13 protein-coding genes are annotated in these 14,361 nt (G+C 69.3%); 5 read left to right on the top strand and 8 right to left on the bottom strand.

Annotation, left to right across the window (positions count from 1 at the left end; genetic code table 11):
* Positions 1 to 3: 3 nt before the first annotated feature.
* The 7 genes from ACFPFG_RS19295 to fmdA all read right to left on the bottom strand — a co-directional run bounded on the left by ACFPFG_RS19295 (position 4) and on the right by fmdA (position 7,779).
* On the bottom strand, positions 4 to 942 hold the full coding sequence (locus ACFPFG_RS19295; RefSeq protein ID WP_380107855.1) for a LysR family transcriptional regulator: 939 nt from the start codon (positions 940 to 942) through the stop codon (positions 4 to 6).
* Between the two features lie 82 nt (positions 943 to 1,024).
* Complete coding sequence (locus ACFPFG_RS19290) at positions 1,025 to 2,488, bottom strand: NAD-dependent succinate-semialdehyde dehydrogenase (RefSeq protein ID WP_183021174.1); 1,464 nt, start codon at positions 2,486 to 2,488, stop codon at positions 1,025 to 1,027.
* The gene (locus tag ACFPFG_RS19285) at positions 2,488 to 3,618 is read right to left on the bottom strand and encodes a zinc-dependent alcohol dehydrogenase family protein (protein WP_183021173.1); all 1,131 of its coding nucleotides are present in this window, start codon (positions 3,616 to 3,618) and stop codon (positions 2,488 to 2,490) included. Before ACFPFG_RS19285 ends, ACFPFG_RS19290 begins: the two co-directional genes overlap by 1 nt.
* Positions 3,615 to 4,856: an ABC transporter substrate-binding protein gene (locus ACFPFG_RS19280; protein ID WP_197954362.1), complete on the bottom strand. Its 1,242-nt coding sequence runs from the start codon at positions 4,854 to 4,856 to the stop codon at positions 3,615 to 3,617. The genes ACFPFG_RS19285 and ACFPFG_RS19280 overlap by 4 nt, the downstream gene beginning before the upstream one ends.
* Before the next feature lie 146 nt (positions 4,857 to 5,002).
* The gene (locus ACFPFG_RS19275; protein WP_197954361.1) at positions 5,003 to 6,028 is read right to left on the bottom strand and encodes a tripartite tricarboxylate transporter substrate binding protein; all 1,026 of its coding nucleotides are present in this window, start codon (positions 6,026 to 6,028) and stop codon (positions 5,003 to 5,005) included.
* A 159-nt stretch (positions 6,029 to 6,187) separates the two neighbouring features.
* Entirely contained in the window at positions 6,188 to 6,529 is a 342-nt protein-coding gene (locus tag ACFPFG_RS19270) for a zinc ribbon domain-containing protein (protein ID WP_183021170.1), read from the bottom strand.
* Positions 6,530 to 6,546: 17 nt separating this feature from the next.
* Positions 6,547 to 7,779, bottom strand: a complete 1,233-nt coding sequence (gene fmdA, locus ACFPFG_RS19265; protein ID WP_197954360.1) for a formamidase — start codon at positions 7,777 to 7,779, stop codon at positions 6,547 to 6,549.
* 363 nt (positions 7,780 to 8,142) lie between these two features.
* On the opposite strand from fmdA, the gene ACFPFG_RS19260 reads away from it, so the two are divergent.
* From ACFPFG_RS19260 to ACFPFG_RS19245, 4 genes are read left to right on the top strand one after another with little or no spacing between them, the layout of a single operon-like run.
* The gene (locus ACFPFG_RS19260) at positions 8,143 to 8,547 is read left to right on the top strand and encodes a Zn-ribbon domain-containing OB-fold protein (protein WP_183021168.1); all 405 of its coding nucleotides are present in this window, start codon (positions 8,143 to 8,145) and stop codon (positions 8,545 to 8,547) included.
* Positions 8,544 to 9,755 (top strand): thiolase, encoded by a 1,212-nt coding sequence (locus ACFPFG_RS19255; protein WP_183021167.1) that lies wholly within the window; start codon positions 8,544 to 8,546, stop codon positions 9,753 to 9,755. The genes ACFPFG_RS19260 and ACFPFG_RS19255 overlap by 4 nt, the downstream gene beginning before the upstream one ends.
* Before the next feature lie 28 nt (positions 9,756 to 9,783).
* Entirely contained in the window at positions 9,784 to 10,941 is a 1,158-nt protein-coding gene (locus ACFPFG_RS19250; RefSeq protein ID WP_197954359.1) for an acyl-CoA dehydrogenase family protein, read from the top strand.
* A gap of 5 nt (positions 10,942 to 10,946) precedes the next feature.
* The gene (locus ACFPFG_RS19245; RefSeq protein WP_043795651.1) at positions 10,947 to 11,348 is read left to right on the top strand and encodes a PaaI family thioesterase; all 402 of its coding nucleotides are present in this window, start codon (positions 10,947 to 10,949) and stop codon (positions 11,346 to 11,348) included.
* Positions 11,349 to 11,529: 181 nt separating this feature from the next.
* On the opposite strand, the gene ACFPFG_RS19240 is transcribed toward ACFPFG_RS19245, so the two are convergent.
* Positions 11,530 to 12,444, bottom strand: coding sequence for a LysR family transcriptional regulator (locus tag ACFPFG_RS19240; protein ID WP_012202113.1), 915 nt, complete (start codon positions 12,442 to 12,444; stop codon positions 11,530 to 11,532).
* A gap of 161 nt (positions 12,445 to 12,605) precedes the next feature.
* On the opposite strand from ACFPFG_RS19240, the gene ACFPFG_RS19235 reads away from it, so the two are divergent.
* Complete coding sequence (locus ACFPFG_RS19235) at positions 12,606 to 13,907, top strand: CaiB/BaiF CoA transferase family protein (protein WP_183021165.1); 1,302 nt, start codon at positions 12,606 to 12,608, stop codon at positions 13,905 to 13,907.
* Positions 13,908 to 14,361: the final 454 nt, after the last annotated feature.

Below are 14,361 nucleotides of genomic sequence, written 5' to 3'. Positions count from 1 at the left end.
GGCCTAGATACCCAGGCCGATCTGGTCCGGCAGGTGCATGAGTCCTCCCTGCCTGAAGGCCATCACGGCCTCGCAGAAATGGATGCGCGCGGGCGTTCCGGGCTGTGCCAGATGGATGAACCCCAGGCTGATGCGAGCCGACTTGCCACCGGCTATGGGGCGCAGCACCACGTGGGGCGACAGCCGCATGGAGATGGCCGACATGTTGGAAGGCACCATCGCCAGGCCTATGCCCTCCTCCACCAGCCCCAGCACCGTCTGCACCTGCGCGGCCCGGTGCGTGGTGTTGGGCGCCAGCCCCTCCTCCTGGAACAGGGCGTCGATGACGGGCGCCAGGGCGCCCTGGACCTCGCCCGTGTAGTGGATGAAGCGGTAGTAGGTCATCTCCACCAGGGGAATTTCGTCCAGTGCGGCCAGCACATGGTGGCGCGGCAGGGCGACCAGCAGATGGTCGTCCTGGATGTGGGAGACCACCAGGTCGGGATCGTTGTCTATGGGAAAGCGAACCAGGCCCACATCGACATCCCCGCGTCTGACGCGCTCGATCAGCAAGGAGGTGGTGGCCTCCTCCAGCTCCAGCCGGACCTGGGGATGCTGGGCGCAGAAGCCGGCCAGCAGCTTGGGCATCAAGGTGCTGACCACCGAGCCCACGAAGCCGATCTTCAGTGTTCCGCTCTTGCCCGCCGCGGCCAGCCTGGCGTTGTCCCGGGCCTGCTGGACATGGAGCAGGGCCTTGCGCAGGTCGGCCATTGCCGCCTGGCCGGCCATGGTCAGATCGACACCCCGGCTGGTGCGCAGGAACAGCTGGCAGCCGAACTCTTCCTCCAGCTTGCGGATGGACGTGGACAGCGCAGGCTGACCCAGGTGCAGCTTTTGCGCCGCCACGCTGAAGCTTCGGGTTTCGCTGAGAACGAGGAATTGCCGAAGTTGTCTGAAATCCATGAAGCATTATGGTGGAGCGCCGCATGGCATGGCCGCATGCCGGGCGCCTCCGGGCCGCTGCCGGCAGGGGCATGGCGCGGGCTCAGTCTTCGCTGATCAGCTTGACGTCGCAATAGGCCAGCAAGCCCTCGCTGCCGCACTCCGACCCCCAGCCGCTTTCCTTGACACCGCCGAAGGGCGCCTCGGCCATGGACACGGACAGGCTGTTGATGCCCAGCATGCCGGTCTGCAGTCCGCGCGCCAGCTGCGCACGCGTGGCGCTGTGCTGGGTGAAGGCATAGCTGGCCAGGCCATAGGGAAGACGGTTGGCACGGTCGATGGCCTCCTGCACGCTGTCCACCCGGTTGATCAGGGCCAGCGGGCCGAAGGGCTCCTCGTTCATGGCGCGCGCCGTCTCGGGCACGCCGGTCAGCACCGTGGGCTGCCAGAAGAAGCCCGGCCCATCCATGGGCCGGCCCCCGCATTCCAGGCGCGCGCCGCGCTGCACCGCGTCGGTGATCAGGCCGTGCATGGCCTGCTGGCGGCGCGGGTTGGCCAGCGGGCCCAGGTTGCTGGCCTCGTCCAGGCCGTTGCCGGGCACCAGGCGCCGGGTGCGCTCCACGAAGGCCTGGACAAAGGCCTCGTAGACATCGGTGTGCACGTAAAAGCGCGTGGGCGCAATGCACACCTGGCCCGCGTTGCGGAACTTGCCGGCCACCAGCATCTCGGCGGCCTGCTGCACATCGGCGTCTGCGCAGACGATGGCCGGCGCATGGCCGCCCAGCTCCATGGTGGCACGCTTGAGTCCCTTGGCCGCCTGCTGAGCCAGCAGCTTGCCCACGGCCGTGGAGCCCGTGAACGAGAACTTGGCCACCACGGGGCTGTCCAGCAGGTAGGAAGAGACTTCGCCGGGCACGCCGAACACGGCATTGAGCACGCCGGGCGGCAGGCCCGCATCATGCAGGGCACGCACCAGGGCCAGGCCCGTGGCCGGTGTCTCTTCGGCCAGCTTGAGGATCAGCGTGCAGCCCGCCGCCAGTGCCCCGGCGATCTTGCGCGCAGGCGTGATGGCCGGGAAGTTCCAGGGCGTGAAGGCCGCGCACACGCCCACGGGCTCATGCAGCACGGTGATGCGCTGGGTGAGCGTGCGCCCGGGCACCACGCGGCCATAGTTGCGCCGGCCCTCTTCCGCATACCAGTCGAAGGTGTCGGCGCTGGCCAGCACTTCCAGCCGCGCCTCGCGCAGCGGCTTGCCCTGCTCCAGCGTCATGGTGCGGGCTATTGGGTCGGCCCGTTCGCGCACCAGTGCGGCGGCTGCGCGCAGCAGGCGCGATCGCTCCAGCGGCGCCGTGGCACGCCAGCCCGCAAAGGCCTGCTGCGCAGCCGCCAGCGCGGCATCCAGGTCGGCGCGCGTGGCGTGGGGCAGGCGCGCCAGGGGCAGGCCGGTGGCGGGATTCAGAACCTCTTCGGTGTGGCGCTCGCCTGCCGCCAGCCATTCGCCGGCGATGTAGAGCTGGGGCCGGGCGTAGGCCGGCGCGTCGGTGGATTCGATGGATGAGTGCGGCATCAGGCCTCCATGCGGATGATCTGGCGTATGGCCTCGCCACGCGCCAGGCGGTCGAAGCCCTCATTGATCTGGTCCAGCGTCAGGTGGCCGGTCACCAGCCGGTCCACCGGCAGCCTGCCGGCCGCATGCAGGGCCAGGTAGCGGTCGATGTCGCGGCGCGGCACGCAGCTGCCCATGTAGCAGCCCTTGAGCGTGCGCTCCTCTGCCACCAGGTGCCAGACCGGCAGGCTGATGGCCTGGGCGCTGGACGGCAGGCCCGCCGTCACGGTCTGGCCGCCGCGCCGCGTGATGCGGTAGGCCATCTCCAGTGCCTTGGCCGATCCCACCATCTCGAAGGCATGGTCCACGCCGCCGCCCGTCAGCTCGCGCACCTGCTTGACGGCATCCTCGTCGCCGGCATTGACGGTGTCGGTGGCGCCGAAATCGCGCGCCATGGCCAGCTTGTCCGCATTGAGATCCACGGCCACCACGCGGGCCGCGCCCGCCGCCGCCGCGCCCATCACCGAGGACAGGCCCACGCCGCCCAGCCCCACCACGGCCACGCTCTGGCCGGGGCTCACCCTGGCGGTATTGGCCACGGCGCCCACGCCGGTCATCACGGCGCAGCCGAACAGCGCGGCCAGCTCCAGCGGCACCGACTTGTCGATGCGGTGCACGCCGCGGCGCGAGAGCACGGCATGCTCGGCAAAGGCCGAGACGCCGACGAAGTGCGAGATGGGCTGGCCATTGCGCGACAGGCGCCTGGCGCCCGACAGCAGGGTGCCCGCCACGCCGGCCTGGCCTGCGGGCTCGCACAGCACGGGCCGGCCTTCGGCGCAGGGCTGGCAGTTGCCGCAGCCGGGCACGAAGAGCATGACCACGTGGTCGCCCACCGCCAGGTCGGTCACGCCCTCGCCGAGGGCCTGGATCACGCCTGCGGCCTCATGGCCGAGCACGATGGGCGTGTCGCGCGGACGGTCGCCGTTGATGATGGACAGGTCGGAGTGGCACACGCCTGCGGCGGCCACCTTGACCAGCACCTCGCCGGGGCCGGGCGGCGCCAGGTCCACTTCCCAGATCTCCAGCGGGCGGCTGTCGGCATAGGGCGCGGCTGCGCCCGTTCTCGTGAGTACGGCGGCGCGTGTCTTCATGATGTTCTCACCAGCTTGCAGCTGCTCTTGGACAGCGGGCGGAAGGCCTCGTCACCGGGGATGGCGGAGAGCACCTTGTAGTAGTCCCAGGGGTATCTGGATTCCTCGGGCTTCTTGATCTGCACCAGGTACATGTCGTGCACCATGCGGCCGTCCTCGCGCACCTTGCCGTTCTGGGCGAAGAAGTCCTCGATGGGCATCTGCTTGAGCTGGCGCGCCACCGCGTTGCCGTCGTCGCCCCTGGTGGCCTGCACGGCCTTGAGGTAGTGGGTGACGGCCGAGTAGGCGCCCGCATGGATCATCGAGGGCATCTTCTTCATCTTCTCGAAGAAGCGCCGCGACCAGGCGCGCGTGGCCTCGGTGCGGTCCCAGTAGAAGCCCGTGGTCAGCACCATGCCCTGGCCGTAGCGCAGGCCCAGCGCATGCACGTCGTTGATGAACAGCAGGTTGGGCACCAGGGTCTGCCTGGGCGCGATGCCGAACTCGTGCGCGGCCTTGATGGCGTTGACCGTGTCGCTGGTGGCATTGGCCAGGTTGATCACCGAGGCCTTGGAGGCCTGGGCCTGCAGCAGGAAGGACGAGAAATCGCTGGCGTTGAGCGGATGGAAGGTGGTGCCCACCAGCTTGCCGCCGCCTTCCTTGAGGAAGTCGGTCACGTTGGCCGTCATGGCCTTGCCGAAGGCATAGTCCACGCCCAGGATGAACCAGTCCTTCTTGCCCTGGGCCAGGATGCCGCGCACGGCGCCATTGGCCAGCGCATAGCTGTCGTAGGTGTAGTGGATGGCCGTGGGCGCGCAGTGCTCGTTGGTGAGGATGTCCGAGGCGCCGCCGGTGTTGATCACCATCTTGCCGCGCTCGCGCGCCAGGTTGTTGACGGCGATGGCGACGGCCGTGTTGTTGATGTCCACGATCAGGTCCACGCCGTCGCGGTCGAACCAGGTGCGCGCATGGGTGGCGCCCACGTCGGCCTTGTTCTGGTGGTCGGCCCAGACCACCTCGATCTTCCTGCCCAGCACCTGGCCGCCGAAGTCGGCCACGGCCATCTTCGCGGCCTCGACGGAGCCGCGCCCCGCCGTGTCCGCATACAGGCCCGACATGTCGCTGAGCACGCCGATGCGCACCACATCGTCCGATATCTGCTGCGCCTGCGCCGCCGCCGTCCACAGCAGGCCGGCGCCCAGCGCGCAGCCGGCAGCGCGCGCCTTGTCCAAGCCGCCTCGCATCAAGCCTTTCCACATATCCGTCTCCTTGTCTCGGGGTTGTTTTTCTGGATACCGAAGGCAAGCCTAAGCAGGCCATAGCGGCCCGCCTATGCGCGATTGCGAAAGGCGGGGTTGCAGCGCTGCGAAGCCGGGTTTGTCCCGACTCCGGCCCGCCGCCGCGCTCAGTCCGCCTGGATGCCGGCCACCTTGACCACCTGGGCCCATTTGCGCAGCTCGCTGCCCAGGCGCTCGCGCATCTGCTGCTGGGTGCCGGGGTCGGCCTCGGCGCCCGCCGTCAGCAGGCGCTGGCGCACGGCGGCATCGCGCAGCGCGGTGTTGAAGTCGGCGTTGATGCGCGCCAGCACGGCGGGCGGCGTGCGGGCCGGCGCAAACAGCGCGGCCCAGGAATAGGCCTCGTACTCGGGCAGGCCCGACTCGGCAATGGTGGGCACCTCGGGCAGCATGGCCGAGCGCTGGCGGCTGGCCACGCCCAGCACCTTGATGCGGCCGGACTTGATGTGCTGCAGCGCGCTGGGCGCATCGGCAAACATCAGCTGCACCTGGCCGCCCAGCAGGTCGTTCATGGCCGGCGCGCTGCCCTTGTAGGGAATGTGCTGCAGCTTGATGCCCGCATGCATGTTGAACAGCTCGCCCGCCAGGTGCGTGCCGCCGCCATTGCCCGAGGAGCCGAAGCTCAGGCCGTTGCCGGACTTGGCCAGCGCGATCAGCTCGCGCACATTGCTGGCGGGCACCGAGGGATGGGCCACCAGGAAGACCGGGAACATGGCGGCAAAGCTCACGGGCGCGAAGTCGCGCTCTATGTCGTAGGTCATCTTCGGCTGCAGCGCCGGGTTCACCGCATGGTGGATGGAGCCCACGAACAGCGTGTAGCCGTCGGCCGGCTCCTTGGCCGCAAGGGCCGCACCCACCATGCCGCCGGCGCCCGCGCGGTTATCCACCAGGTTGGGCTGCTGCCAGATCTCGCCCAGCTTCTGGGTGAAGGCGCGCGCCGTGGTGTCCACGGGGCCGCCGGGCGGGAAGGGCACGATGAAGCGCACGGGCCGCGTGGGCCAGGCATCGGCCGCAAACGCCGGCCGGACTGCGGGCAAGAGGCTGCCGGCAGCCAGCGCGCCACCGGCGGACAGCAGGCGGCGGCGGCGCGACGAAAAGGAAGACGGGGAAGAGGATGGGAAGGAAGACGGGGGCATGGCGAAACTCCGGGCAACGGGCGGCGGCTTGCCGCGCGGCCCATTCTGGGCAAGCCGACCTGCGCCGTGTTTCGCCAATATGGAAGGCGCGCTTCCAGCGCTCCCAAGCGGGGAAAACCCTGGGAGCGCGCCAGGCCAGGCGCCCCACGCCCCACGCCTCTAGTGGCTGATCATCCAGGGCCGCCGCGAGGGCGCGGACTTTGCGCCGCTGGGTGCCGTAACCGTGGCGCTGCGCCGCCCCGACCCGCAGCAGCCGCAGCCTGCCGGGTGCTTGAAGCGCGCATAGTCGCGCGAGCTGGCGGGCTCGTGGCGCGCTCGCTCGTTGGTGTCCATGGCGCGGCGCGTGCCGTCGGCCATCAGCGCCAGCCGGGGCGCTGCGGCCAGCACGCGCGCGGACGCCGTGCCGCAGCCGGGGCAGGCCGCTGGCTCGTCGCGCAGGCGCAGCGGCCGCAGGGCCTCGAAGCCGCCGCATTGCACGCAGTCATAGTCGTAGGTGGGCATGGGCGGGCTCCTTGGCGTCAGCGCAGGTCGGGGGACAGAGGCATGTCCACGCTGCCGTCGAACTGGACGACCGGCCCCGCCGCGTTGGGGTTGATGTCGAAGTCGAAGATGCCCGTGGGCAGCCACAGCGTGGCGCAGGAGTTGGGCACGTCCACCACGCCGCTGATATGGCCCTGCACGGGCGCCGTGCCCAGGATGGAATACGCCTGGGCGCCGCTGTAGCCGAATTTCTTCAGGTACTCGATGGCGTTCAGGCAGGCCTGGCGGTAGGCCACGTTGACATCCAGGTAGTGCTGCCTGCCGCTCTCGTCCACCGAGATGCCCTCGAAGATCAGGTAGTCGTCATAGCGCGGCGTGACGGGGCTGGGCTTGAAGATGGGGTTCTTGATGCCGTACTTGGCCATGCCGCCCTTGATGAGGCTGACCTTCATGTGCACCCAGCCGGCCATCTCGATGGCGCCGCAGAAGGTGATCTCGCCATCGCCCTGGCTGAAGTGCAGGTCGCCCACGCTCAGGCCCGCGCCGTCCACATAGACGGGGAAGAACACCTTGGCGCCGCGCGACAGATCCTTGATGTCGCAGTTGCCGCCGTGCTCGCGCGGCGGCACGGTGCGCGCGCCTTCTGCAGCGGCCTTGTCGCGGGCCTCGCCGCGCATCTGGCCCATGTGGGCCGTGCCGGCCGAGGGCGGGTTGGCCAGGCCGGGGACGCGTTCGGGGTCGGTGGCGATCAGGGCGCGCTCGCGCTCGTTCCACATCTCCAGCATGGGCCGGTCGGGCAGGCAGCCGATGAGGCCGGGGTGGATGAGGCCGGGAAAGTTCACGCCTGGTATGTGGCGCGAGCTGGTGAACATGCCCTTGAAGTCCCAGATCGATTTCTGGGCCGAGGGGAAATGGTCGGTCAGGAAGCCGCCGCCATTGTTTTTGGAGAAAAAGCCGTTGAAGCCCCAGAGGCTGTCGGGCTTGGCGCCGATGTCCAGCAGGTCCACCACCAGCAGGTCGCCGGGCTGGGCGCCCTTCACGCCCACGGGGCCGGACAGGTAGTGCACCGTGGTCAGGTCGATGTCGCGCACGTCGTCGGCGCTGTCGTCGTTCTTGATGAAGCCGCCGGTCCAGTCGTAGGTCTCCAGGATGAAGTCGTCGCCGGGCTGGACCCAGCAGGCCATGGGAATGTCCGGGTGCCAGCGGTTGTGGACCTTTTCGTTGTCGGTGGGCGGGCGGTTCAGGTCCACCTTGATCAGCGTATCCGTCATGTGCAAAAACCTCCTGGGTGGGTGGGGATCGACAGCGGAGAACGGGCCGGGTTGCGGCACGCCATCGCCGGCCTTGCTGTGGCGCCGCGCCGTGCCAACGCAGCGGCGCGCCCTCGGTGCGCCGGCAGGCGGCGCAGGGCGGGTATGAAGAAAAGGCCGGGAATGCATAAACACCATAGCAGCCGCGCCCGCCGGCCCGCCTAGGCAGCAACCCTGGGTTGACAGCCGGACGCCGGCGCTGGTGAAGCCACCCTTCCAGATTGGCGAATTGAAGCGGCCCCGCGATGCGGGCATGCTGGCGGACAGCCGCTGCGCCGCATGCCGGGCGCAGCGCCAAGAACACCGAGAACGGAAACACCGCCCATGCACCTGAGCGCACAGACCCACTACCAGGCCGAACTCGATGCCGGCCGCTTCTGCCTGCAGCAGTGCCCGCAATGCACGCGCCATGTCTTCACCCCGCGCGAGCTGTGCCCGCACTGCGGCGCCAGCCCGCTGCGCTGGGTACGCGCCAGCGGCCAGGGCACGGTCTACTCCACCAGCACCGTCGCGCGCAAGAGCGATGCCGGTGGCGACTACAACGTGGCCCTGATCGACCTGGACGAAGGCGTGCGCATGATGGGCCGCGTCGAAGGCATTGCGCCGGCCGACGTGCGCATAGGCCAGCGCGTGAGCGCCCATGTGGCGAGCAAGGACGGACGCGGCCTGGTGCTGTTCCAGCCCGCGCTTGGACAGGCGGCACAGGGATCGCAGGGAGGTGCAGCATGAGTACCCGCATCCCCCAATCCACCCTGGACGCCGCCGCCGTGAACCGCCCGCTGCGCGGGCGCGTGGCCATTGCCGGCGCCGCCACCTATGGCTGCGGCGAGGCGCCCGGCATGGACGACATGACCCTGCTGGTGCGCGCCGCCCATGCGGCCGTGGCCGATGCGGGCCTGACCATGCAGGACATCGACGGCCTGGCCACCTGCAGCGTCAACGCCAGCATGTGGACCATGCCCGTGATCGAGCACCTGGGCATCAACCCCACCTATGTGGACGGCACGATGATCGGCGGCAGCAGCTTCATCGCCCACCTGCTGCCCGCCATCCGCGCGCTGGAGGCCGGCCAGTGCAAGGCCGTGCTGGTGTGCTACGGCAGCGCCCAGCGCTCGGCCACCTTCGGCCGCAAGGAAGGCCAGGCGGCGCGGCGATTCCTGGACCCGCAGCCCTACGAGTTCCCCTACGAGCCCGTGCTGCCCGTGACCGCCTATGCGCTGGCGGCCGCGCGCCACATGCACGAGTTCGGCACCACGCGCGAGCAACTGGCCGAGGTGGCCGTGGCCGCGCGTGCCTGGGCCCAGCTCAATCCCGAAGCCTTCATGCGCGACCCTCTGACCATCGAGGACGTGCTCTCGGCCCGCCCCATCGCCAGCCCCTTGAGCGTGCGCGACTGCTGTCTGGTCACCGATGGCGCGGGCGCCCTGGTGCTGGTGCGCGGCGAGCGCGCCCGCGACCTGCCGCGCCCCCCCGTCTACGTGCTGGGCAATGCCACGGCGATCTGGAACCGCCAGATCTCCTGCATGCCCGACCTCACCACCACGGCCGCCGCGCAGTCGGGCGCCCAGGCCTTTGCCATGGCGGGGCTCACCGCGGCCGACATGGACATGGCCCAGCTCTACGACGCCTTCACCATCAACACCCTGCTGTTCCTGGAGGACCTGGGCTTTTGCGCCAAGGGCGAGGGCGGCGCCTTCGTGTCCAAGGGCGGTATCGCGCCCGGCGGGCGGCTGGCCGTGAACACCAACGGCGGCGGCCTGTCCTGCGTGCACCCGGGCATGTACGGCATCTTTGCGCTGATCGAGGCCGTGCGCCAGCTGCGCGGCGAGGCCGGCCAGCGCCAGCTGGGACGCCACCGCACGGCCGTGGTCCATGGCAATGGCGGCACCCTTTCCAGCCAGTCCACGGCTGTGCTGGGTACGGCCGAGGCGCTTTGATTCCGTAGAGAGAAGAAAGAACACCGCAATGATCCGCGACCAAGAAACCCTCGAAGCCCTGCTGGACAGCGTGCGCCGCTTTGTGCGCGAGCGCCTGGTGCCCGCCGAGAACGAAGTGGCCGAGACCGACGAGATTCCCGAGTCCATCGTGCAGGAGATGCGCGACCTGGGCCTGTTCGGCATGACCATCCCCGAGCAGTTCGGCGGGCTGGAACTGACCATGGAGGAAGAGGTGCGCGTGCTCTTCGAGCTGTGCCAGACCGCGCCGGCCTTCCGCTCGGTGATCGGCACGACCGTGGGCATAGGCTCGCAGGGCATCCTCATCGACGGCACGCCCGAACAGCAGGCCGCCTGGCTGCCCAAGCTGGCCACGGGCGAGATCATGGCCTCGTTCGCGCTGACCGAGCCCGAGGCGGGCTCGGACGCGGCCTCGCTGCGCACCACCGCCATCAGGGATGGGGACCACTACGTGGTCAACGGCAACAAGCGCTTCATCACCAATGCGCCGCATGCGGGCATGTTCACGCTGATGGCGCGCACCGACCCGGCCAACAAGGGCGCGGGCGGCGTCTCGGCCTTCATCGTGGATGCGAAGTCGCCGGGCATCAGCTTCGGCAAGAACGACGTGAAGATGGGCCAGAAGGGCGCGCACACCTGCGACGTGTTCTTCGACAACGTGCGCGTGCCGGCGGCCAACCTCATCGGCCTGAAGGAAGGCCAGGGCTTCAAGACCGCCATGAAGGTGCTGGACAAGGGCCGCATCCACATCGCGGCCGTGAGCGTGGGCGTGGCGCAGCGCATCCTGCGCGACGCGCTGAACTATGCGCTGGAGCGCAAGCAGTTCGGCCAGCCCATCTGCGAGTTCCAGCTGGTGCAGGCCATGCTGGCCGACAGCCAGGCCGAGCTGTATGCGGCCGAGTGCATGGTGATCGACGCCGCGCGCCGCCGCGACGAAGGCCGCAACGTCTCCACCGAGGCCTCGTGCTGCAAGATGTTCGCCACCGAGATGGTGGGCCGCGTGGCCGACCGCGCCGTGCAGATCCTGGGCGGCTCGGGCTACCTGGCCGAGTTCGGCATCGAGCGCTTCTACCGCGACGTGCGGCTGTTTCGCCTGTACGAAGGCACGACCCAGATCCAGCAGGTCATCATCGCGCGCAACATGGTGCGCGAGGCGCGCGCCGCATGAGCCGCATGAGCGCACCGGCCCCCGACCGCAATGCCTTCATGCGGCTGATCGGCGCCTCGCAGGTGCCTGCGCCGCCCGGCAAGGTCCATGTGCGCCTGCCCCACATGCGCGAGGAACTGCTCAACCAGCTGCCGGCCGCGCACGGCGGCGTGCTCATGACGCTGCTGGACTCCGTGATGTCGCGCGCTGCAGGCGAGTTGCCCGGTGCGCCATCGCAGACCGCCGTGACGGTGGAGATGAGCAGCCGCTTCCACCGCCCGGGCAAGGGCGCGCTGCTGGCCGAAGGCTGGGTGGTGCACGCCAGCCGCAGCCTGTGCAGCTGCGCGGCGCAGTTGCTCGATGAAGACGGAAAGCTGGTGGCCACGGCCACCGGCACCTTCAAGTACTGGCTGGCACCGACGGTATGAACACCCCCTGGGCGGCTACGCCGCTTCCCCCGTTGCACGGCGCCCTCTCTCGCTTCGCGGGAGGGGGACGACGCCCTCGCTGCGGGGCGGCGCGGCCGGCGTAGGCCCTTGCTCGGCGTCTCGCGCTTGGAACACGCCAGTTGCGTAGGCCGTGCGCAAGCACTGAATAGTTGAGTCCAAGCTACTCCAGCGTGAGCCGGCCCTGCGCGTCGGCCACCAGCAGCTCCACCAGTTCCTGGGCGAAGGACGGCAGGGCCTCCAGGCTGCGCACGCAGATCTGCATCTCGCGCACCGACCAGGCATCGGACAGCGGCACGATGGCGATGTCCATGGAATGCGCATGGCGGCTGGCGGCCGACTCGGGCAGCACGCCCACGCCCACGCCGGACTCGATCATGCGGCAGGCCGTCTCGAAGTTGCCCACCTGGATGCGCTGCTTGATGGGCCGGTGCAGCTGGTCGCTGGCCTGGCGCAGGAAGGCGTGTATGGCGCTGGATTCGTGCAGGCCCACATGGTCCAGGTCCAGCGTGTCGGCAAAGGCCATCTGCATCTCGCCATCGAGCGCATGGCCGCGCGGCACGACCAGCACCAGGCGGTCGCGGCGGTAGGGCAGGGTCTCCAGGTTCTCGGTGCGCACCAGGCCGGCGACGATGCCGATGTCGGTCTGCCCCTCGGTCACGGCACGCACGATGTCGTGCGACAGGCGCTCGCGCAGGTCGATGTTCACGTCGGGATTGCGGCGCAGGTAGTGGCGCAGCACGGGCGGCAGGAACTCGCCCAGCGAGGTGGTGTTGGCAAACACCCGCACATGGCCCTTGATGCCGCGCACGTACTCCTGCATGTCGCCGCGCAGGTGCTCGATCTGGCCCAGCACCATGCGCGCATGGGTGACGAAGGCCTGGCCCGGCGGCGTCAGCGTCACGCCCTGGCTGGTGCGGTACAGCAGCTTGGTGCCGATGCTCTCCTCCAGGTTCTTGATGCGCGTACTGGCCGCCGGCAGGGAGATGAAGGAAAGTTCCGCGCCACGCGTCATGCTGTTGGCGTCGGCGATGTGCACCATGAGGCGCAGATCCACAAGATCGAAATGCATGGCCATCCGGCATTGTAGAAAGCCGCAGGCCCCGGTACTGAGCCGCACGCGTCAGTACAAACCGCAGTGCCGGCCGGGCGCGAACGCGCGCTTTCACAAATGCGAAGCCGCAGCAGGCCCGCGCGCCGTAGCATGGGCCCATCTGCCCGGGATAGCCGCCTCAGCCCATGAACCACACCGAAACCCCCTCCCCCAGCCCCATCAACAACGCGGCCAACCAGACCGCAGGAGCGCTGGGCCATCTGCGCGTGCTCGACCTCTCGCGCGTGCTGGCCGGCCCCTGGTGCACCCAGAACCTGGCCGACATGGGGGCCGACGTGATCAAGATCGAAAAGCCCGGCGAGGGCGACGACACGCGCCACTGGGGCCCGCCCTTCTTCCCCGACGCGGCAGGCAACCCCTCGGACAACGCCGTGTACTTCGCGGCCTGCAACCGCAACAAGCGATCGGTCACCGTGGACATGGCCACGGCCGAGGGCCAGCAGCTGATCCGCGAGCTGGCCATGCAAAGCGATGTGGTGGTGGAGAACTTCAAGACCGGGGGCCTCAAGCGCTACGGCCTGGACTATGCCTCGCTGAGCGCCCTGAACCCGCGCCTGATCTACTGCTCGGTCACGGGCTTCGGCCAGACCGGGCCCTATGCGCCGCGCGCCGGCTACGACCTGCTGGTGCAGGCCATGAGCGGGCTCATGAGCATCACGGGCCGCGCCGACAGCGAGCCCGGCGGCGGCCCGCTGCGCGTGGGCGTGGCCGTGATCGACCTGTTCACCGGCATGTATGCGACCACGGCCATCCTGGGCGCCGTGGAGGCACGCCACCACACGGGGCGCGGCCAGCACATCGACATGGCCTTGCTGGACGTGGCCATGGCCGTGCTGGCCAACCAGGGCGCGGGCTTCCTGAACACCGGCCATGTGCCGGGCCGCCAGGGCAACACCCACCCCAGCGTCGTGCCCTACCAGGACTTCCCCACGGCCGACGGCCGCATGCTGCTGGCCATAGGCAACGACGGCCAGTTCGCGCGCTTTTGCGGGGCGGCCGGCGTGGACTGGGCGCGCGACGAGCGCTTTGCCACCAATTCCGCCCGCGTCATCCACCGCGACACGCTGATCCCGCTGATGGCAGATCTCACGCGCGGCCGGCCCACGGCCGAATGGATCTCGCTGCTGGAGGACAAGGCCGTGCCCTGCGGACCCATCAACCACATCGGCCAGGCATTCGACGATGCGCAGGTGCGCGCGCGCGGCCTGCGCGTGGAGCAGGAGCGCTACCCGGGTGCCATGCCGCCTGCCGGCGAGACCATCAACCGCGTGGTGACCACGGCCAGCCCGCTGCGCCTGTCGGACACGCCCACCACGCTGCGCCATGCGCCGCCCGCCCTGGGCCAGCACACGGACGAGGTGCTGCGCGAGCGCCTGGGCCTGGATGCGCAACAGCTGCAGGCCCTGCGCGGCAAGGGCGTGGTCTGAGCGACTGGCGACTGGCGACAGACACCGGGCGCCTTGATGCGCCGAAGTTTCCGATGCCTTGAAACCGGCCATCCGCAGGCGCGGATGGCTTTGCCACAGGCGTGCAAACGGCTTTTAGGACACGTCCTATCGAAAATCAGATGGCAGGCATTCTCATCATCAGACGGTGCGGAAATAATTCCCACCACAGATGCAGATAGCCACTTTTTCCCTGTCCGAAGTCCCTAGGACAACTACCCGCAATGCCGGCCGGCAGCGCACGGCAGCCGCCGCCGAACGCCTGGCTGCAGCGGGTGTCCGCATGCCAGACGGTGCTGGCGGATTGTTCGGAATCGTCTGCATCTTCCCCGCTGCTGCGGCATGCCCGCGAAGCGCCCGCCGCAGCGCAGGCGCACGGACAGGGACTGCGCCATGAGGCCTCGCGTCAAGGGCCGCATCTGCCGGACCTCGGGCT

The sequence above is a fragment of the Delftia deserti genome (assembly GCF_042653485.1).
Taxonomy (GTDB): Bacteria; Pseudomonadota; Gammaproteobacteria; order Burkholderiales; family Burkholderiaceae_C; genus Comamonas; species Comamonas acidovorans.
The sequence above is the reverse complement of the archived record's forward strand: the minus strand, read 5'-3'. Positions and strand labels throughout refer to the sequence as shown.

Coding starts and splice junctions, on each gene's coding strand:
- ACFPFG_RS19295 (WP_380107855.1), bottom strand. CDS start 942: ATGGATTTCAGACAACTTCGGCAATTCCTCGTTCTCAGCGAAACCCGA.
- ACFPFG_RS19290 (WP_183021174.1), bottom strand. CDS start 2,488: ATGCCGCACTCATCCATCGAATCCACCGACGCGCCGGCCTACGCCCGG.
- ACFPFG_RS19285 (WP_183021173.1), bottom strand. CDS start 3,618: ATGAAGACACGCGCCGCCGTACTCACGAGAACGGGCGCAGCCGCGCCC.
- ACFPFG_RS19280 (WP_197954362.1), bottom strand. CDS start 4,856: ATGTGGAAAGGCTTGATGCGAGGCGGCTTGGACAAGGCGCGCGCTGCC.
- ACFPFG_RS19275 (WP_197954361.1), bottom strand. CDS start 6,028: ATGCCCCCGTCTTCCTTCCCATCCTCTTCCCCGTCTTCCTTTTCGTCG.
- ACFPFG_RS19270 (WP_183021170.1), bottom strand. CDS start 6,529: ATGCCCACCTACGACTATGACTGCGTGCAATGCGGCGGCTTCGAGGCC.
- fmdA (WP_197954360.1), bottom strand. CDS start 7,779: ATGACGGATACGCTGATCAAGGTGGACCTGAACCGCCCGCCCACCGAC.
- ACFPFG_RS19260 (WP_183021168.1), top strand. CDS start 8,143: ATGCACCTGAGCGCACAGACCCACTACCAGGCCGAACTCGATGCCGGC.
- ACFPFG_RS19255 (WP_183021167.1), top strand. CDS start 8,544: ATGAGTACCCGCATCCCCCAATCCACCCTGGACGCCGCCGCCGTGAAC.
- ACFPFG_RS19250 (WP_197954359.1), top strand. CDS start 9,784: ATGATCCGCGACCAAGAAACCCTCGAAGCCCTGCTGGACAGCGTGCGC.
- ACFPFG_RS19245 (WP_043795651.1), top strand. CDS start 10,947: ATGAGCGCACCGGCCCCCGACCGCAATGCCTTCATGCGGCTGATCGGC.
- ACFPFG_RS19240 (WP_012202113.1), bottom strand. CDS start 12,444: ATGGCCATGCATTTCGATCTTGTGGATCTGCGCCTCATGGTGCACATC.
- ACFPFG_RS19235 (WP_183021165.1), top strand. CDS start 12,606: ATGAACCACACCGAAACCCCCTCCCCCAGCCCCATCAACAACGCGGCC.